At 71.0% G+C, this 17,996-nt stretch carries 21 protein-coding genes; 3 read left to right on the top strand and 18 right to left on the bottom strand.

Annotated features, from left to right (window positions below; all coding sequences use genetic code 11):
- The first annotated feature begins 111 nt into the window (after positions 1-111).
- Entirely contained in the window at positions 112-894 is a 783-nt protein-coding gene (locus OHA88_RS34550) for a hypothetical protein (protein WP_267008145.1), read from the top strand.
- A 137-nt stretch (positions 895-1,031) separates the two neighbouring features.
- Positions 1,032-1,355, top strand: coding sequence for a hypothetical protein (locus tag OHA88_RS34545; protein ID WP_328628379.1), 324 nt, complete (start codon positions 1,032-1,034; stop codon positions 1,353-1,355).
- A 113-nt stretch (positions 1,356-1,468) separates the two neighbouring features.
- Here the strand turns inward: OHA88_RS34545 and der are convergent, their stop codons facing one another.
- From der to OHA88_RS34505, 8 genes are all read right to left on the bottom strand, one after another.
- Positions 1,469-2,938, bottom strand: a complete 1,470-nt coding sequence (der, locus tag OHA88_RS34540; RefSeq protein ID WP_030977265.1) for a ribosome biogenesis GTPase Der — start codon at positions 2,936-2,938, stop codon at positions 1,469-1,471.
- A 67-nt stretch (positions 2,939-3,005) separates the two neighbouring features.
- Positions 3,006-3,701 (bottom strand): lysophospholipid acyltransferase family protein, encoded by a 696-nt coding sequence (locus OHA88_RS34535; protein ID WP_383920619.1) that lies wholly within the window; start codon positions 3,699-3,701, stop codon positions 3,006-3,008.
- Positions 3,659-4,375 (bottom strand): (d)CMP kinase, encoded by a 717-nt coding sequence (cmk, locus tag OHA88_RS34530; protein ID WP_328628378.1) that lies wholly within the window; start codon positions 4,373-4,375, stop codon positions 3,659-3,661. Before cmk ends, OHA88_RS34535 begins: the two co-directional genes overlap by 43 nt.
- Before the next feature lie 124 nt (positions 4,376-4,499).
- Entirely contained in the window at positions 4,500-5,585 is a 1,086-nt protein-coding gene (locus tag OHA88_RS34525) for a prephenate dehydrogenase (RefSeq protein WP_267005932.1), read from the bottom strand.
- Entirely contained in the window at positions 5,582-5,944 is a 363-nt protein-coding gene (gene aroH, locus OHA88_RS34520; RefSeq protein ID WP_267005931.1) for a chorismate mutase, read from the bottom strand. Before aroH ends, OHA88_RS34525 begins: the two co-directional genes overlap by 4 nt.
- Positions 5,945-6,084: 140 nt before the next feature.
- Positions 6,085-6,675 (bottom strand): TetR/AcrR family transcriptional regulator, encoded by a 591-nt coding sequence (locus OHA88_RS34515; RefSeq protein WP_328628377.1) that lies wholly within the window; start codon positions 6,673-6,675, stop codon positions 6,085-6,087.
- Between the two features lie 4 nt (positions 6,676-6,679).
- Entirely contained in the window at positions 6,680-7,042 is a 363-nt protein-coding gene (locus OHA88_RS34510; RefSeq protein ID WP_328628376.1) for a DUF1304 domain-containing protein, read from the bottom strand.
- Between the two features lie 76 nt (positions 7,043-7,118).
- Positions 7,119-7,553 (bottom strand): YidB family protein, encoded by a 435-nt coding sequence (locus OHA88_RS34505; RefSeq protein ID WP_328628375.1) that lies wholly within the window; start codon positions 7,551-7,553, stop codon positions 7,119-7,121.
- A gap of 218 nt (positions 7,554-7,771) precedes the next feature.
- Between OHA88_RS34505 and OHA88_RS34500 the strand changes: the two genes are divergently transcribed.
- Positions 7,772-8,476: a nucleotidyltransferase domain-containing protein gene (locus tag OHA88_RS34500; protein WP_328628374.1), complete on the top strand. Its 705-nt coding sequence runs from the start codon at positions 7,772-7,774 to the stop codon at positions 8,474-8,476.
- A gap of 72 nt (positions 8,477-8,548) precedes the next feature.
- On the opposite strand, the gene OHA88_RS34495 is transcribed toward OHA88_RS34500, so the two are convergent.
- The 10 genes from OHA88_RS34495 to OHA88_RS34450 form a co-directional block, all read right to left on the bottom strand.
- On the bottom strand, positions 8,549-9,361 hold the full coding sequence (locus OHA88_RS34495) for a nucleotidyltransferase domain-containing protein (RefSeq protein WP_328628373.1): 813 nt from the start codon (positions 9,359-9,361) through the stop codon (positions 8,549-8,551).
- A 3-nt stretch (positions 9,362-9,364) separates the two neighbouring features.
- Complete coding sequence (locus OHA88_RS34490) at positions 9,365-10,387, bottom strand: ADP-ribosylglycohydrolase family protein (RefSeq protein WP_328628372.1); 1,023 nt, start codon at positions 10,385-10,387, stop codon at positions 9,365-9,367.
- A complete protein-coding gene (locus OHA88_RS34485; protein WP_326631380.1) occupies positions 10,384-11,118 on the bottom strand; it encodes an NUDIX hydrolase in 735 nt (244 codons plus the stop codon). Before OHA88_RS34485 ends, OHA88_RS34490 begins: the two co-directional genes overlap by 4 nt.
- Positions 11,115-12,194, bottom strand: a complete 1,080-nt coding sequence (locus tag OHA88_RS34480; protein ID WP_328628371.1) for an AAA family ATPase — start codon at positions 12,192-12,194, stop codon at positions 11,115-11,117. The genes OHA88_RS34485 and OHA88_RS34480 overlap by 4 nt, the downstream gene beginning before the upstream one ends.
- Positions 12,191-12,844 carry a nicotinamide riboside transporter PnuC gene (gene pnuC / locus OHA88_RS34475; RefSeq protein WP_328628370.1) on the bottom strand — a complete coding sequence of 218 codons (654 nt, stop codon included), beginning with the start codon at positions 12,842-12,844 and terminating at the stop codon, positions 12,191-12,193. Before pnuC ends, OHA88_RS34480 begins: the two co-directional genes overlap by 4 nt.
- A gap of 131 nt (positions 12,845-12,975) precedes the next feature.
- Positions 12,976-14,091 (bottom strand): pseudouridine synthase, encoded by a 1,116-nt coding sequence (locus OHA88_RS34470; protein WP_326631375.1) that lies wholly within the window; start codon positions 14,089-14,091, stop codon positions 12,976-12,978.
- Positions 14,091-14,741, bottom strand: a complete 651-nt coding sequence (gene scpB, locus OHA88_RS34465) for an SMC-Scp complex subunit ScpB (protein WP_030977295.1) — start codon at positions 14,739-14,741, stop codon at positions 14,091-14,093. The genes OHA88_RS34470 and scpB overlap by 1 nt, the downstream gene beginning before the upstream one ends.
- The gene (locus OHA88_RS34460; RefSeq protein ID WP_328628369.1) at positions 14,738-15,973 is read right to left on the bottom strand and encodes a segregation and condensation protein A; all 1,236 of its coding nucleotides are present in this window, start codon (positions 15,971-15,973) and stop codon (positions 14,738-14,740) included. The genes scpB and OHA88_RS34460 overlap by 4 nt, the downstream gene beginning before the upstream one ends.
- Before the next feature lie 102 nt (positions 15,974-16,075).
- Complete coding sequence (locus OHA88_RS34455; RefSeq protein WP_328628368.1) at positions 16,076-16,678, bottom strand: hypothetical protein; 603 nt, start codon at positions 16,676-16,678, stop codon at positions 16,076-16,078.
- Entirely contained in the window at positions 16,675-17,793 is a 1,119-nt protein-coding gene (locus OHA88_RS34450) for a ParA family protein (protein ID WP_326792175.1), read from the bottom strand. The genes OHA88_RS34455 and OHA88_RS34450 overlap by 4 nt, the downstream gene beginning before the upstream one ends.
- Positions 17,794-17,996: the final 203 nt, after the last annotated feature.

Here is a 17,996-nt window from a genome sequence, read left to right as displayed (position 1 = left end):
GGATGGTTCGATTCCGTTCCTTTTCCCGCGTGACCCCGGCCGCAGCTCACCCGTTGTCTGTTCATGAGCCGGGAACCGCCCGGCGCACGCACCGAGTTCGAGGAGCCACCCGTGCCGCGCATGCTCGACGTCAGCGAGGACGTACGCGCCGAGATCGGCGATGCCGAAGCCGATCGGCTGCTCGTCGGCGACAACGCCCCAGGCAGCTACGACTGCACCTCCTGCCGCACTCCGGGCGACTCGGAGCAGGAGCGCACCAGCACGGTGCTGTTCGTCGGCGACGAGACCGCCGTGCTCGCCTTCGCCCACGCGACCTGCATCCCCTCCCAGGTGGTCCAGGTCTCCGAGGAGCAGCTGCAGGGCGCCGTGCGCAGCATCACCGGCAGCGAGCCGGAGACACCGGAGGGCCTCATGCCCGAGCAGGCCGTCCTGGGCATCACCAGCGGGCTCGTCCTGATCGATGACGAGCTCCACCCGGCGCTTGTCGTCGAGCCGACCGGCGCGATCACCCGCCCCGGCGCGTACGGCAGCGGGGGCGACGAGTTCCTGCAGCTTCTGTTGGAGCAAGGCTTTCACCCGGTCCACCGGATGGACCAGGTGCCCGCCGTGCTGCACGGCTGGTCGATCCTGCTCGCCATGGGCCAGCTGCACGCCGTCCTCCAGCCGGGGACGGGCGGCGGCGCCCCCGTCGCCTGGTGGCAGGCACATGCACCACTGCAGGTCACCGAGGGCTGGCGGGCCGCGGCCAACAAGTCTCAGACCGTGCTCGTCTTCGCCGCTCCGGTCGGATCGATCGGCCAGCAGCCCCGCGAGGACCTGCTGCGCGACGCTCTGGAGAAGGCCGCGGCAAGCGGCCTCCTGGTCGCGGCCGCGATGCCGCTGGCCGGGACCTGATCATGTCCGTACGCTCCTCGCACCCCCGGCGAACAGCTATTTCTCCGCCGGGCCCGCATCCGACGGCCGATGGGGTCGTTGGCACATACGTGCACTCATACGACCCCTCCCACCAGCGCCCGAGCCCGATCCCTGCCATGCGTCCGTCGCAGGACCGCTCGGGCGGTCAGTCCCACACCCCGATCTACGACGCGCTGTACTCCGAGTACCGCCGGTCGTTCCGGGCGCTGCCAGGTGATCGGAGCGGCGAGGAGAACCTGGGCTTCGTGGCGTTCGGGACCGGTATGTTCGGCAGCCGGGCCCCGCTGAGCGGCCACTCCAGCCACTCGGGCCACTCCGGCCATTCCGGCCACTCCGGCCCGGGCGCGCACACCGGAAGCCTCGGTTCCTGGCAGCGGGTCGGCCGGCACGCCGGGCGCCCCCAGCCGGCGGCGCTGCCCCCGGGATCCCGGGGAGCCTGACCGTACGGCGAAGCCCGGGCGCGACGAAGCCCCGCACCGTTCACAGCAGGGACGGTACGGGGCTTCGTCATGTCCGGCCCCATGCGGCCGGAACGGGGCTGATCAGGCCCGCGTCACTTCTTGCGGCCGCGCTTCTCGCGGACCCGCACCGAGATGTGGATCGGGGTGCCCTCGAAGCCGAACTCCTCGCGCAGCCGGCGCTCGACGAAGCGGCGGTAGCCGTGCTCGAGGAAGCCGGAGGAGAAGAGCACGAACCGCGGCGGCTTGGTGCCGGCCTGGGTGCCGAAGAGGATGCGGGGCTGCTTGCCGCCGCGGACCGGGTGCGGGTGGGAGGCGACGATCTCACCGAGGAAGGCGTTCAGCCGACCGGTCGGGATCCGGGTCTCCCAGCCCTCGATCGCGGTCTCGATCGCCGGGACCAGCTTCTCCATGTGGCGGCCGGTGAGGGCCGAGACGTTGACCCGGGGGGCCCACGCGATCTGCGCGAGCTCCGTCTCGATCTCGCGCTCCAGGTAGTAGCGGCGCTCCTCGTCGAGGGTGTCCCACTTGTTGTACGCGACCACGAGCGCGCGCCCGGCCTCCACGGCCATGGTGATGATGCGCTGGTCCTGGACGCTGATGGACTCGCTGGCGTCGATCAGTACGACGGCGACCTCGGCCTTCTCGACGGCGGCCGCGGTACGCAGCGAGGCGTAGTAGTCCGCGCCCTCCTGGAGGTGGACGCGGCGGCGGATACCGGCCGTGTCGATGAACTTCCAGGTGATGCCGCCGAGCTGGATCAGCTCGTCGACCGGGTCACGGGTGGTGCCGGCCATTTCGTTGACGACGACCCGGTCCTCGTTCGCCACCTTGTTCAGCAGCGAGGACTTGCCGACGTTCGGACGGCCGATGAGCGCGATGCGGCGCGGGCCGCCGAGCGCGGTGCCGAAGCGCTGGGCCGGGGCCTCGGGCAGTGCTTCGAGGACGGCGTCGAGCAGATCGCCGGTGCCACGGCCGTGCAGCGAGGAGACCGGGTGCGGTTCGCCGAGACCGAGCGACCAGAGCGCGGTGGCGTCGGCCTCGCCGCTCTGGCCGTCGACCTTGTTGGCGCACAGCACGACGGGCTTGCCGGCCCGGCGCAGCAGCTTGACGACGGCCTCGTCGGTGTCGGTCGCGCCGACGGTCGAGTCGACGACGAAGACGACCGCGTCGGCGGCCTCGATCGCGTACTCCGCCTGGGCGGCGACGGAGGCGTCGATGCCCAGCACGTCCTGCTCCCAGCCGCCGGTGTCGACGACCTTGAAGCGGCGGCCGGCCCATTCGGCCTCGTACGTGACACGGTCCCGGGTGACGCCGGGCTTGTCCTCGACGACCGCCTCGCGGCGGCCGATGATCCGGTTCACCAGGGTCGACTTGCCGACGTTGGGGCGGCCGACGACGGCAAGGACGGGCAGCGGGCCGTGACCCGCTTCGTCGATCGCGCCCTCGACGTCCTCGACGTCGAAGCCCTCCTGCGCTGCGAGCTCCATGAACTCCGCGTACTCGGCGTCGCCAAGCGCTCCGTGCTCGTGGTCCGAGCCGTCGGAGTGAATCTGGTCGTTCATGAAGTCCGTTCCTCTTTGCATCATCATCGATGGACCACGATCACGCGGCCCACTACTCAAGTCTTACCTAGCGCCCGGTGAAACGCCTGGCGTTCTCCAGGTGCGAGGTCAGCCGTGCCTGAATCCGTACGGTCGCTTCGTCCAGCGCCTTCCGGGTCCGCAGGCCACTTCCGTCGCCCGCGTCAAAGGGATCGCCGAAGACGACGTCGACCCCGCTGCGCAGCGGCGGCAGTGCCGATATCAACCGTCCGCGGCGCTCGGTGCTTCCCATGACGGCCACGGGCACGATCGGCGCCCCGCTGCGTACCGCGAAGTACGCGAGCCCGGCCCGCAGCGAGGCGAAGTCTCCTTCGCCCCGGGTGCCCTCCGGGAAGATCCCGAGCACCCCGCCGTTCTCCAGTACACCGAGGGCCTGGGTGATGGCGGTGCGGTCGGCGCTCGTACGGTCCACCTTCAGCTGACCGATTCCGCGCAGGAACGGGTCGAGGGGGCCTACGAACGCCTCTTTCTTGATCAGGAAGTGGACGGGCCGGGGCGCGGTGCCCATCAGCATCGGTCCGTCGATGTTGTGGGAGTGGTTCACCGCGAGTATGACGGGTCCAGAGGCGGGTACCCGCCACGCACCGAGGACGCGGGGCTTCCACAGCCCGTACATCAGCCCGATGCCGATCCCGCGCCCGACCGCCGCTCCGCGCAGCGTGGGCGTGCCCGAGGCTGCGGTCACTTCGCGGCCCGCTTCTCCTCGACAAGGGTGACGACGCACTCGATGACCTGCTGCAGGGTCAGGTCGGTGGTGTCCACCTCGACCGCGTCGTCCGCCTTGGCGAGCGGCGAGGTCTTGCGGCTGGAGTCCGCGGTGTCCCGCTTTATCAGCGCCTCCTTGGTGGTGGCGAGATCGGAGCCCTTCACCTCTCCGCTGCGGCGGGCCGCGCGGGCCTCCGGGGAGGCGGTCAGGAAGATCTTGAGGTCGGCGTCGGGCAGCACGGTGGTGCCGATGTCACGGCCCTCGACGACGATGCCGATCTCGGCGGCCGCGGCGATGGACCGCTGCAGCTCGGTGATCCGGGCACGCACCTCGGGGACCGCGCTGACGGCGCTGACCTTCGAGGTGACCTCCTGCGTACGGATCGGGCCTGCGGCGTCCTCGCCGTCGACCGTGATCGTCGGGGCGGCCGGGTCCGTGCCGGAGACGATGACCGGCTTCGACGCGGCGGTCGCGACCTCCACGGCGTCCTGCACGTCGATGCCGTTGTTCAGCATCCACCAGGTGATCGCCCGGTACTGGGCACCGGTGTCCAGGTAGCTCAGGCCGAGCTTTGCGGCGACGGCCTTCGACGTGCTCGACTTGCCGGTGCCGGAGGGCCCGTCGATGGCGACGATCACTGCGGCCGGGGCCGTCCGGGCTGCGGCGCTTACGGTTTCCACGGTGGTGGACACCTTCCTGGTACACGGGGTGGGCGGGACGAGGGCGCGCGAACCCGCCCCGCACAAGGTTACCGAGTGTCGGGACGGTCCTTTGCACCCCTGTGGACAACTGCCGCGGACCCCGGCCGCCAAGGGCCTACTGGCGGATCGACCAGCCCCGCTCGCGAAGCGCCGAGGCGAGTGCCGGGGCCACGCTCGGCTCGACCATCAGCTGCACCAGGCCGGCCTGCTGCCCGGTGGCGTGCTCGATACGGACGTCCTCGACGTTGATCCCGGCCTTGCCCGCGTCCGCGAAGATCCCGGCCAGCTCGCCCGGCCGGTCGCTGATGAGAACGGCCACGATGTCGTATGCCGCCGGGGCCGCCCCGTGCTTCCCGGGGACCCTGACCCGGCCCGCGTTGCCGCGGCGCAGGACGTCCTCGATGGAGTCGGTGCCTTCGCGGCGCTTGTCGTCGTCGCCGGACTGGAGGCTGCGCAGCGCCCGGACCGTCCCCTCGAGATCGGCGGCGACCCCGGCGAGCACGTCCGCGACCGGTCCGGGGTTGGCGGAGAGGATCTCCACCCACATCCGGGGATCGGAGGCCGCGATCCGGGTGACATCTCTTATGCCCTGGCCACAGAGGCGTACGGCCGTCTCGTCGGCCTCCTCCAGGCGGGCGGCGACCATCGACGAGATCAGCTGCGGGGTGTGGGAGACGAGGGCGACGGCCCGGTCGTGGGCGTCGGCGTCCATGACGACCGGGACGGCGCGGCAGAGCGCGACCAGCTCCAGGGCGAGGTTGAGGACCTCGGTGTCGGTGTCCCGGGTCGGCGTGAGGACCCAGGGACGGCCCTCGAAGAGGTCGGCGGTGGCGGCGAGCGGGCCGGATCGCTCCTTGCCCGCCATCGGGTGCGTACCGATGTACGGCGTGAGGTCGACGCCGAGGGCTTCCAGCTCGCGGCGGGGGCCGCCCTTGACGCTGGCGACGTCGAGGTAGCCGCGGGCGATGCCGTCCCGCATGGCGGTGGCGAGCACCGAGGCCACATGGGCGGGCGGTACGGCGACGATCGCCAGGTCGACGCGGCCCTCGGGCGCCTCGTCCGTACCGGCGCCGAGCGCGGCCGCCGTGCGGGCGGACGCCGGGTCGTGGTCGACCAGGTGGACATGGATGCCACGCCCGGCGAGGGCGAGGGCTGCGGAGGTGCCGACCAGGCCGGTTCCGATGACGACGGCAGTTCTCACTGGGCAATGTCCTTGCGGAGGGCGGCGGTGGCACCGAGGTAGACATGCTGTATCTCGGACTTCGCAAGGTACGTCTCGACATGGGCGAGGATGCGCACCACGCGGGGCATCGCCCCCACGATGTCGAGCTCCTGGGCGCAGATCAGCGGTACGTCGACGATGCCGATGCCCCGGGCGGCGGCGGCCGGGAAGTCGCTGTGCAGATCGGGGGTGGCGGTGAACCAGATGCTGATCAGGTCGTCGGCAACGAGGCCGTTACGCTCCAGGACGGCGGTGAGCAGGGCGCTGACCTGCTCGTCCATGTGTCCGGCCTCGTCCCGCTCCAGCTGGACCGCTCCACGGACCGCTCGTACCGCCACGTCTGGCTCCTCACTTCTTCGTGCGCTTCTCTTCATGCCGTTTCGTGCTTGTCGCGCCTGCTCTGTGCCCGCCTGCGCGATTTCAGCCTAGAGGGGCGGGGCGGCGGGCGGCCGGGGTGCTCTGTGGGTGAGACGCGAGGTCAGCGGGGAGCGGCGGCGGTGTGCACGGCCAGCAGCATCCGCCAGATCCCGCCCGCCAGCTGCGCCGGGGTGGCATCGGTCCGGCCGTGCACCCAGTCGGCGAGGACACCGGTGAACAGTCCGGCGACGGCGCTCGCGATCAGGTCCTCCGCGGAGCCCGGAGGGCGGCGACGGCGCAGTTCGCTGATGCTGCGCTGCCGCAGCTCCTGGTGCAGCAGCTCGCCGAGCGGTCCGCCGCCGCCGGCGCGCAGCAGGCTCCGGTAGACCTCGGCCCGGGTGCGGACTGCCTCCAGCAGGGCGACGAGCTCGGCGGGGGGCGCCTCGGGACCGGGCGGCACCTCGTCCCAGGCGTGCAGGGCCTCGACCGCCTGCCGGACGATCTCCGCGCAGGCGTCCACGGCCAGGGCGCGCAGATCGTCGTAGTGCAGATAGAAGGTGGCCCGGCCGACTCCGGCCCTGCGGACCACGTCGGAGACGCTGACCTCGTCGAGTGGCTGTTCCTCGCAGGCCGCGAGAAGCGCCTCGCGGAGCTTGCCGCGGGTGCGTGCCGTACGCGGGTCTCCGCCGCCTGCCGTCGCTGCGGGCGTCATGGGCTCAGCCCGCGAGCAGGACGAGGACGAGGGCCGTGGCGGCGGGGGCCGCCTGGACGAGCAGGATCTTGCGGCTCACGGTGGCCGCTCCGTACACCCCGGCGACGATCAGGCAGCCGAGGAAGAAGATCTGCGCCTGGTACGCGACAGGGTCGCCCGCGATCAGACTCCAGACGAGTCCGGCGGCCATGAACCCGTTGTACAGGCCCTGGTTCGCGGCGAGCCGGGCGCTCTCCCGGGAGAACGCCGGGGTGGTGGCGAAGACCTTCCGGCCGCGCGCGGTGTCCCACAGGAACATTTCGAGCACCAGGAAATAGGCGTGGATCAGCGCGACCAGTGCGACCAGCACCTGGGCTGCGATGTGCATGGCGGATGGCCTCCCGTATCGATTTCCTGGACAACTGTACAGGAAGTCGATACGGGGTTCGGCCGGCCCGGAACGCTCAGAGCGCCTGCGCCCGGATCAGGTCCTCGAGCGAGCCGCCCTTCGGGACCTCGCCCGCGGGGGTCAGCTTGTCGACCGCCTCGGGCAGCGACCTGGCGATGTCGTCGGCCGCCTGCTCCGTCGACACCCCCGCATCCTGGGCGACCTTCTGCAGGGTTTCGTCCGGCAGCGCCTGCGCGATCTGGGCGCCGCTGACCGGCTTGTTCTCACCGGTCCCGACCCAGGACTGGGCCTGGTCGAGAAGGCCGGACTTGGTGAGCATCCCGATCAGGCCCTCAAGAGCGTTCGCACCGCCCCCGCCCCCGCCGCCCGTGTTGCCGCCCAGCGTGCCCAGCAGTGCTCCGAGGATGTTCCCGGCGTTGCCGGAACCCCCGCCCTGGCTTCCGCCGCCCAGCAAGCCGCCCAGCAGACTGCCGAGGTCGTTTCCTGCCATGGTTCTGCCCTTCCGAAGGGGATGGATTATCGACAATGTCGATCAGAACCAGGGCTTCTGCCACTCGGGGCCCGACGGCCGCCGTCGGACCGACGGCCAAGGACATCCGCCGGCAACGCGGCCTCGGCGACCTCCGCGTCCGCACCGCCCCGCGGCGCATGCTGTCCCCCTGCCCGGACGACGAAGCACACGAGGCCCCCTCGCGTACCCTCACCCGCATGATCACCCCCGATGCCGAGACTCTCGTACGCGATCACACGGTCTACTCCTGTGTGATGGGCTCACGTGCGTTCGGGCTGGCCACGGGCGACAGCGACACCGACCGGCGCGGTGTCTACCTGGCGCCGACCCCGCTGTTCTGGCGGTTCGACAAACCGCCGACGCATGTCGAGGGCCCGGCGCAGGAGCAGTTCTCCTGGGAGCTGGAGCGCTTTTGCGAACTGGCGCTGCGCGCCAACCCCAATGTGCTGGAGTGCCTCCACTCGCCGCTGGTGGAACGGGCCGACGCGGTCGGCCATGAACTCCTCTCCCTGCGCGGCGCGTTCCTGTCCCGCCTCGCCCACCAGACCTTCGTCCGCTACGCGCTGGGGCAGCGCAAGAAGCTGGAGGCGGATGTCCGGCAGTACGGTGCGCCGCGCTGGAAGCACGCCATGCATCTGCTGCGACTGCTGGCGAGCGGCCGGGATCTGCTGCGTACGGGCGAGCTGACGATCGAGGTGGGCGAGGCCAGGGAGGACCTGCTCGCGGTGAAGCGGGGCGAGGTCCCGTGGCCGGAGGTGGAGCGCCGCATGACGCGGCTGGCCGAGGAGAACGACGCGTCGGCACCGGGCTCCCCGCTCCCACCGGAGCCGGACCGGGCCCGGGTGGAGGACTTCCTCGTCCGCACCCGCAGGGCGTCCGCATCATTGCCCGACAAGGGGTGACCGGCCGCCCTGACCGGTGTCCGCGACGTCCCGGCGGACGGGCCGCAGACGTACGACAACCGATCATGTCCCTCAGGCTGTGGGGGAGCTTGAGGACAGAGTCCCGAGCCCTTTCAGCCGCGCTCGCACCACGAGTTCGTGCAGCCCGTCGAACCCTCCCGCGCCATCCGGCAGCCCCGACTCCGTCTGCGCCTCGTCCAGCACCCGGTGCAGCGCCTCGACGTCCCGGGACACGACCGCACCGTCCACACCCCCCGCTCCCCCGTGCTCGGCCGCGGCCTTCGTCTCGATCAGCTCGGGCAGATACGCGGGCGCCGCCACGTCCCCCAGGAGCGTCGGCAGATGCGCGAGCACCTCGCCACTGCGCATCAGATGAATGCCGGTCAGCAGCGCCCGGAATGTGTAGAGCAGCGGTTTCAGTTCGCCGGTCCTCTCGAACAGCCGCCGCTGCGTGTTCGCGAAACCCCGGTAGTGGTGCGCGTGGTTGCGCGTCAGTACCGCGGGCGCCAGCTCGATCAGTTCCGCGTGCAGCTCACTCGTGTGCACCACCAGCGGCGACAGCAGCTGCTCCAGCACATAGCCGTTCGGCTTCAGCATCAGCCGGACGAACTTCCGCAGATCGTGGGTGACGAGGTCCATCTCGACCCCTTCCCGGTCCCACATCCGCGAGCGTGTCTCGTCCGGTTCGCGCAGCCCCACCAGGTCCTCGGCCGGCAGGAGGTGGACCCCCCGCAGGTCCACGTCCGAGTCCCGGGACGGAAACCCGTACAGATGCGCCCCGGAGACCGTGGCGAACAGCAGGGGTCCCGGCTCTTCGGCGAGGACCGGGCCGAAGTCCGTGACCGGCAGCCCGGCCTCGTGGAGGTGGATCGTTTCCGTACGCATGGGTCAAGAGTCCCAGAGCGCCCCCAGCGACAGCAGGTCGCTGCGGTACTCGATCCGCTCCGACCACTCCTTGGGCCACGCCCCGGCCCCCAGATGCGCCCCGGCCAGCGCCCCGGTCAGGCAGCCGATGGAGTCCGAGTCGCCGCGGGTGCAGGCGGCCCGGCGCAGTGCGGTGACCGGTTCGTCGGGGAAGAGCAGGAAGCAGTGCAGGGCCGTGGCGAGGGCGTCCTCGGCGATCCAGCCGTCGCCGGTCGCCTCGCACGGGTCGGTCTCCGGTGACGGGTCGCGCAGGGCGTCCTGGACTCGGCCCAGTGCGGTCAGGCACTCGTCCCAGCCGCGCTGGATGTAGCTCTCGCCCGAGTCGTCACCCGCGTACCGCCACAGGTCGCCGAGCCAGCGCGTGAGGTAGCGGCTGCCGTTCTCGTACGCGTACGAACGCAGCTGCCCGATCAGCCCCGTCGGCTCCGCACCCTGCGCCAACAGATACACCGCGCGTGCCATCAGGTCGGAGGCGGCGAGCGCCGTGGGATGGCCGTGTGTGAGGGCGGCCTGCAACTGCGCCGCACCGGAGCGCTGTTCCTCGCTCAGCCCCGGTACGAGCCCGACCGGCGCCACCCGCATATTGGCGCCGCATCCCTTGGAGCCGGTCTGGCTGGCCTCCTGCCAGGGCCGTTCGCTGTCGAGCAGCCGGCAGGCGCTCATACAGGTGCGGCCGGGGGCGCGGTTGTTGTCCGGCGAGTGGTACCAATCGACGAACTCCTCGCGCACCGGCCGGACCAGCCGCAGCGGGGTGAGCAGTCCGCGGTCCATGGCGGTGCGGATGCCCCGCGCGAGGGCCAGCGTCATCTGCGTGTCGTCGCTGACGAACGCGGGGTTCGGCAGCCGCATCTGCCGCCACGGCCCGCACTTGGCGAGGATCGACGGCACATTGTTGAACTCGGTCGGGAAGCCCAGCGCGTCGCCGAGGGCGAGCCCGGTCAGTGCGCCGGTGGCGGCCTGTTTGGTGATGGTCCGGGTCACGATCATGCGCTTCGTCCTTCCGGTCGCAGAAGTGGAGGGTGCAGGGCGGTGGCGGCACCCGCCCGGTACAGAGCGGCCGGTTTCCCCCGTCCGCCGGTGCGGCGCGGTGATCCCTCCACGGCCTGGACGAAGCCGGGCGTGGTGAGGACCTTGCGCCGGAAGTTGGGCCGGTCGAGCTCGACGCCCCAGACCGTCTCGTACACCTGCTGGAGCTCGCCCAGGGTGAATTCGGCCGGGCAGAAGGCCGTCGCAATGCAGGTGTACTCGAGTTTGGCGCCGATCCGGTCGTGCGCGTCGGTGAGGATGCGGTCGTGGTCGAAGGCGAGCGCGCCGAGTGCTCCGGCGTCCCACCAGCGGGCGTTGGCCGCGTCCCCGCCGCCACGCGGCTCGGGCAGATCGGGAATGAGTGCGGTGTACGCGACGGAGACGACCCGCATCCTGGGGTCGCGGTCCGGATCGCTGTAGGTGCGCAGCTGCTCCAGGTGGAGTGCGGAGACGGTTGCCTCGGTCAGCCCGGTCTCCTCCGCGAGCTCCCGGCGGGCGGCGTCCTCGGCGGACTCGCGGGGCAGCACGAAGCCGCCGGGCAGCGCCCAGTGGCCCTTGTACGGGTCCTCGCCGCGCTCGACGAGCAGGACGTGCAGCCGGCCGTCGCGGACCGTGAAGACGGCGAGGTCGACGGTGACCGCGAACGGTTCGAAGGCGTACGGGTCGTAGCCCTCGGGGGCGCCGGTGCTCATCGTCGCTCCGGGAGGGGTGCGGCGAAGTCCCAGCCCGCCGCGAGCACAGCGTCGACGGCGTCGACCGCGGCGTCCAGGCGTTGCCGGTGCGGTCCGGTGAGTTCGATGAACTGCCGCCCGGTACGGGTGAGTTCGATCCGGAAACGGTCGGTCATCCAGGGCCGCAGCTCCTCGCCGTCGCGCAGCCCGTCGTCCTCGAAGGCGACGCCCTCGTGGTCGGTGAGCAGCCACAGGTGATGGGCGACCCGGTCGGCGGTCTCCTCGACGCGCGGGTTGCGGCCTCCGATGTACCGCTCGTGCCAGAGGGTGGTGGCGAAGGAGTCGGTGTCGCAGAAGAGCACCGGGGACCCGGTCCGGGCAGCCGCCTCCTCCTTGGCGTTCTGGGCCGCGGCGATCAGCGGGAAGTCGTCGGTGGTGAAGGCGACGTCCTCCCACTGCGCCCGGGGCCACCGGGTGCGCAGCGCGGCCAGCTTCTGTTCGCTGAACTCCCGCCCGTACTCGGCGACATACCGGGTCTGTGCCCAGACGCCGCCGCGTCGGCGGTAGTGATCGGTGAGGGCCTGCGCCATCGTGGTGGTGCCGGTGGACTCGGCGCCGAGGACGACGATGCGGCGGGTGAGCGCGGCCCGTACGGGCGGTTCGAGGAAGTCCCAGCAGCCGACCGGGTCCTTGCGGACGGCTGTGCCGGAGACCGGGAAGACCGTACGGTCGGGGTCGACGCAGACGGATTCGGCACCGAACCGGCGGGCCAGTTCGTCCCCGTACGGCTCCGAGGTGAAGACCGCATCGACCTTTTCCCGGACGGCCCCCTTGAAGACGGCCATGTGGGCATCCCAGATCGCCGGGTCGTGGAGATCCATCCGGGTGTCGTCGACGGCGCCGACGACCCGTGCGTCCGGGTGCACCTCCCGCATCCAGGCCACCCGGTCGGCGAGGGGGACGGACTCGACGGAGGCGGCGCAGACCAGGACGGTCAGCCGCTCGCAGCGGTCCTGGGCGGTGCGGACGAGGTGGTGATGGCCGGCGTGCGGCGGATAGAACTTGCCGAGCACGAGCCCGTGACTGAACCGCGTCACCCTGCCACCTCCGCCAACTCCCGCTGCGGAACGTAGAGATCACGCTTCCAGTTGCGCAGTCCGACCAGGCACAGCGTCAGGAAGCCGGCGTACAGCAGGGAGGTCAGATAGAGCTCCTTGTACGCGTACAGCGGGATGTACACGATGTCGGCGGCGATCCACAGCCACCACGACTCGACGAGCTTTCGGCACTGCCCGTACGTCGCAGCCAAGGACAGCGCGGTCGTCAGGGCGTCCCAGAACGGCACGGTCGAGTCGGTGGCGTGGCTGAGGAGAACGGTCAGACCGGCGGTCCCCAGCACCCCTGCCGCGCACAGCCGGATCCATTCGGTGCGGCTGGTGCTGCGCACCGGCAGGTCCGGCGAGCCTGGTCCACCCCCGTGGGTCCAGGTCCACCAGCCGTACGCGGCAAGGGCGATGAAGACGATCTGCAGGCCGGCGTCGGCGTACAGACCGGACTGGGTGAACAGCAGGATGAAGAAGAGGTTGTTGGCGATGCCGATCGGCCAGTTGGCGAGATGCTGGCGGGCCACGAGCCAGACGCACAGCGCCCCGCTGCCGAAGCCGAGCACCTCGGTCCAGCCGACCGGGGTGTCCAGGACTGTCACCAGGGGTTGCTGCAGGGGATCGAGGATGTCCGCGAGACTCACGCCCGCCTCCTTAATAGTCAACTTGACTATAAAGGCGATTCGACGGCAGCAAAAGGCCCGCGGCCGGTTTCCTGTTCGAAAATCGAAACCAGGAACCGGCCGCGGGCCGTACAGCGGACGCCGGACGCGGACTACAGACCGACCTCGCCCATCAGCATGCCCACCTCGGTGTTGGTGAGGCGGCGCAGCCAGCCGGACTTCTGGTCGCCCAGCGGGATCGGCCCGAAGGACGTCCGCACCAGCCGCTCGACCGGGAAGCCGGCCTCGGCCAGCATCCTTCGGACGATGTGCTTGCGGCCCTCGTGGAGGGTCACCTCGACCAGGTAGTTCTTGCCGGTGTTCTCGACGACGCGGAAGTGGTCGGCGCGGGCGTACCCGTCCTCCAGCTGGATGCCGTCCTTGAGGTGCTTGCCCAGGTCGCGCGGGAGCGGTCCCTGGATGGCGGCCAGGTAGGTCTTCTTCACGCCGTACTTCGGGTGGGTCAGCCGGTGGGCCAGCTCGCCGTGGTTGGTGAGCAGGATGATGCCCTCGGTCTCGGTGTCCAGCCGGCCGACGTGGAAGAGCCGCGTCTCACGGTTGGTGACGTAGTCGCCGAGGCACTGGCGGCCGTCCGGGTCCTCCATCGAGGAGACGACACCGGCGGGCTTGTTCAGCGCGAAGAAGAGGTACGACTGGGCGGCGACGGTCAGACCGTCGACCTTGATCTCGTCCTTGTGCACATCGACGCGCATGCCCTGCTCGACGACGATCTCGCCGTTGACCTCGACGCGGGACTGCTCGATCAGCTCCTCGCACGCACGGCGCGAGCCCATGCCGGCCCTGGCCAGGACCTTCTGCAGACGCTCGCCCTCCTGCTCGGCGCCCGGGTGGGTCTTGGGCGTCTTGATGTCGGGCTTGTTCGCGTACCTGTCCCGGTTGCGCTGCTCGATCTTGGCGTCGAGCTCGCGCGAGCGGGACGGGGCGCCCTGCGGTCCACGCCGCGGGCCGCCGCTCCTCGCGCCGCCCTGCGGGGGCTTCGGACCGCCCTTGGCGCCACCGCGGGCTGCGGCGCCCCGGCCCTTGCGGGGGCCGTCGCCGCTCTTCTCGCCGGCCCCGGTGCCGCCCACGTCGTAGCGGCGCTCCTCGGGGCGGGGCTTGCGGGGACGCTTGTCCTGCCTGTCGTCGCGCCCGGCGCCGCCACCCCGGGGGTTCCGGTTGCCGCCGCTCTTGCCGCTGCCGCTTCCGCTGTTCCTGCCACTGCTTCGCATCAAAATTCCGTCTTGTCGTCTGCGTGAGTATCCGGGGTGTCCGGTGCGTCCGGATCGAACGACGGCACACCCTCTAGCGTCTCAGCCTCGATCGCGTCCGCCTCGGGGAGGAAGGGCGCGAGCTCCGGGAGCTCATCCAGGCCACGTAGGCCCATCCGCTCCAGAAAGTAGTTCGTCGTCCTGTACAGGATCGCACCTGTTTCGGGTTCCGCGCCCGCTTCCTCGACCAGGCCCCTCTGCAGGAGGGTCCGCATCACGCCGTCACAGTTCACGCCGCGTACCGCAGAGACCCTCGATCGGCTGACCGGCTGGCGGTACGCGACCACTGCGAGGGTCTCCAGAGCCGCCTGGGTGAGGCGGGCCTGCTGGCCGTCCAGCACGAAGCCCTCGACCGCCTCCGCGTACTCCGGGCGCGTGTAGAAGCGCCAGCCGCCCGCGACCAGCCGGAGATCGAAACCGCGGCGCTGCACGGTGTACTCGTCGGCCAGCTCCCGCAGCGCGTCGGCGACGGCCCGCCGGGGTCGCTCCAGCACCTTGGCGAGGTGTTCCTCGGTGGCGGGTTCGTCGACGACCATGAGAACGGCCTCGAGGGCGGGCTTGAGCTCAAGATCCGCGACGGTGCTCGCACCGGTGGGGCGCTGCTCGCTCATGCCTGCACATCCTCTTGTACGTCCATGTCCTGCACCTCTTGATCGAACTCGTCCGTCACCGCGGGCTCGGCCGCCTCGCCCCCGGCCCAGCGCACCATGAGTTCGCCGAGCGCCTCCTCCTGGTCCAGGGCGACGGCCTTCTCCCGGTACAGCTCCAGCAGCGCGAGGAACCGGGCGACGACGGTGAGGGTGTCGGGGGCGTCCTCGGTGAGTGCGCGGAAAGTGATCTCCCCCGCTTCCCGCAGCCGCGCCACGACGATCTCGGCCTGCTCACGCACACTGACCAGCGGGGCGTGGATGTGATCGACGTACACCTGCGGCTTGGGCTTCGGCTGCATCGCCTTCACGGCGAGCCGGGCGAACCCCTCGGCGCCGATGCTGATCACCACCTCGGGCAGCAGCTCGGCATGGTGCGGCTCCAGCCCCACCGTCCGGGGAAAGCGCCGCCCCTCGGACTCCAGCCGGGCACTGAAGATCTCCGCGATGCGTTTGTACGCGCGGTACTGCAGGAGCCTCGCGAAGAGCAGGTCCCGCGCTTCGAGCAGCGCGAGATCGGCCTCGTCCTCGACCTCGGCGGCGGGCAGCAGCCGGGCGGCCTTGAGATCGAGCAGAGTCGCGGCGACGACGAGGAACTCGGTGGTCTGGTCGAGATCCCAGTCCACCCCCATGGCCCGGATGTGGGCCATGAACTCGTCGGTGACCTTGGAGAGGGCGACCTCGGTCACATCGAGCTTGTGCTTCGAGATGAGCTGCAGAAGAAGATCGAACGGCCCCTCGAAGTTGGCCAGCCGAACGGTGAACCGCCCGTCGTCGGCGGGTGCTCCGGAGGCGGCGGTGTCAGCGGGGTCGGTGGACGCCACAGGACCGGCGGTGTCGGCCGGGGCGACGGCGACCGTATCGGCGGGGGCAGCAGGCGCCGCGACGGCGTCCGTGCCGGCGCGGGCCGCAGGACCCGTGCCGGCGACGGTGTCAGCAGCGCCGACGGGCACCACAGGACCGGCGGTGTCGGCCGGGGCGACGGCGTCAGCCGCAGGTGCCGCGACGGCGTCCGTGACGGCGGTCGAAGGGTCCGGGGACGCCTCCCCGGTTCCGGGAAGGGGCGAGGTGGGGGACACACCGACGGCGTCACCCGCCACCACCGCGGCCCCGGCCGCGGACGGCGCAGGCCGGCCCCCCGGACCGCGCCCCAGGGGGCGCCGGGGCGTGCGGGCGGGCTCGTCGGTCGTCGGCATGGGGGTCCAGGGTGCGGCGGGGATACGGGCGGGCGGTGAGCCGTACGGAGACGGCCGGGCCGCTCGGCGGCCCCCGGGCAGGCTACCGGCCCGCCGTACCGGTCAGCGGCCGCGCAGCCGCCGTACGAGGATGCTCGCGTCGCCCCGCGACTCCAGGTCGGCGAGGACCACGGCGACCGCCTCGCGGACGATCCGCCCGCGGTCGACGGCGAGCCCGTGCTCGCCGCGCAGGACGAGCCGCGCGTGTTCGAGGTCCATCAGTTCCTCGGCCGAGACATAGACGGTGATCTTCTCGTCGTGGCGCTCCCGGCCGCTCGGCCGCCGGTTCGCCCCGCGCCCGCCTCCGCGCCTGCGCTGCTGCTGGACGGCCGGAACCGCCTCCTGCTGCGTGCCGGACGGCATCCCGGACGAGGGCTGGGGCCGACGGCCCGCCTGGGCGGCCGCCGCCCGGTCGTTCTCCCCGCCGCGGCTGCGGGAGTCCCCCGCGTCGGCGTCCGCCGCCGAATGCTCCTCCCCGGACGGCAGGGTCCCGGCTCCACCGGCCTCGGCCGTCCCGGATCCGTCCGCCGCGGAATCGCCCTCACCGGCCGGAGCCGGAACCCGCGCCTCGCCGTTCGCCTTGCGCCGCCGCTCCGCGGGGGACGAGGACTGGAGCCCCATCCCCCCGGTGGTACGGAACAGTTCGTCGGCCCCGGGCAGACTCACTCGGCGTGACACCGGGCGAGCACCTCCCTGGCGAGCTGGCGATAGGCGGCTGCACCGACCGAGTTGGAGGCGTACGTGGTGATGGGCTCACCGGCGACCGTGGTCTCCGGGAAGCGCACCGTGCGCCCGATCACCGTGTGGTAGACGTGCTCGTCGAAGGCCTCGACGACCCGCGCGAGGACCTCGCGGCTGTGCACCGTGCGGGAGTCGTACATGGTGGCGAGAATGCCGTCGAGCTCCAGCTCCGGATTGAGCCGCTCCTGGACCTTCTCGATGGTCTCGGTGAGCAGTGCCACACCACGGAGTGCGAAGAACTCGCACTCGAGCGGCACTATCACCTTGTGAGCAGCCGTCAGGGCGTTCACGGTGAGCAGGCCCAGCGAGGGCTGACAGTCGATCACGATGTAGTCGTAGTCGGCCATCAGCGGCTTCAGGGCGCGCTGCAGCGTGGACTCCCGGGCCACCTCACTGACCAACTGCACCTCGGCGGCCGACAGGTCGATGTTGCTCGGCAGCAGGTCCATGTTGGGCACGGCGGTCTTCAGGAGGACGTCGTCGGCCGACATGCCCCGCTCCATGAGCAGGTTGTAGACCGTGAGGTCGAGCTCCATCGGGTTGACGCCGAGGCCGACGGACAGGGCTCCCTGCGGGTCGAAGTCGACGAGCAGGACACGACGTCCGTACTCCGCGAGTGCGGCACCGAGGTTGATGGTCGACGTGGTCTTGCCGACGCCGCCCTTCTGGTTGCACATCGCGATGATCTTCGCGGGACCGTGGTCGGTCAGCGGGCCCGGGATCGGGAAGTAGGGCAGGGGCCGGCCGGTCGGGCCGATCCGCTCGCGGCGCTGGCGGGCAGCGTCGGGCGCGAGGGTGGCCGCGTACTCCGGATCGGGCTCGTACTCGGCGTCGGGGTCGTAGAAGTGCCCCTGGGGCACCTCGTCGAAGTCGGCGAAGTGGGCGGTCTCTCGGCCACTCTCGTTGCCGGCCATGGCGTTCACGTTTAGGCCGTCCATCATCTGGGGGGCTGTCGTCATGTGCTGGTGGGTGGCGAAGGTGCGGACAGCGACGGAGCCGACAGCCTCCAGCCCGATCGGGCTCTGGCCCCGTGCAGGCATCCCTGGTTGAACACCCCCGGGAGTAAATGTCGACTCATTCACAAGTCGTCTTACCTCCTTGGACGTGACCAGGAAACTTATCGATAGGTCAGCGTGACACCATGCCGACGATTGGCGACTCTATGGCGTGTCACCGGTTCGCAGCAACACAATCCGCCGGACCCGGCCCGATGTGTCGGCAATCGAACACCCCTCTGTCAAGG

The sequence above is a fragment of the Streptomyces sp. NBC_00353 genome, assembly GCF_036108815.1.
Taxonomy (GTDB): domain Bacteria; phylum Actinomycetota; class Actinomycetes; order Streptomycetales; family Streptomycetaceae; genus Streptomyces.
The sequence above is the reverse complement of the archived record's forward strand: the minus strand, read 5'-3'. Positions and strand labels throughout refer to the sequence as shown.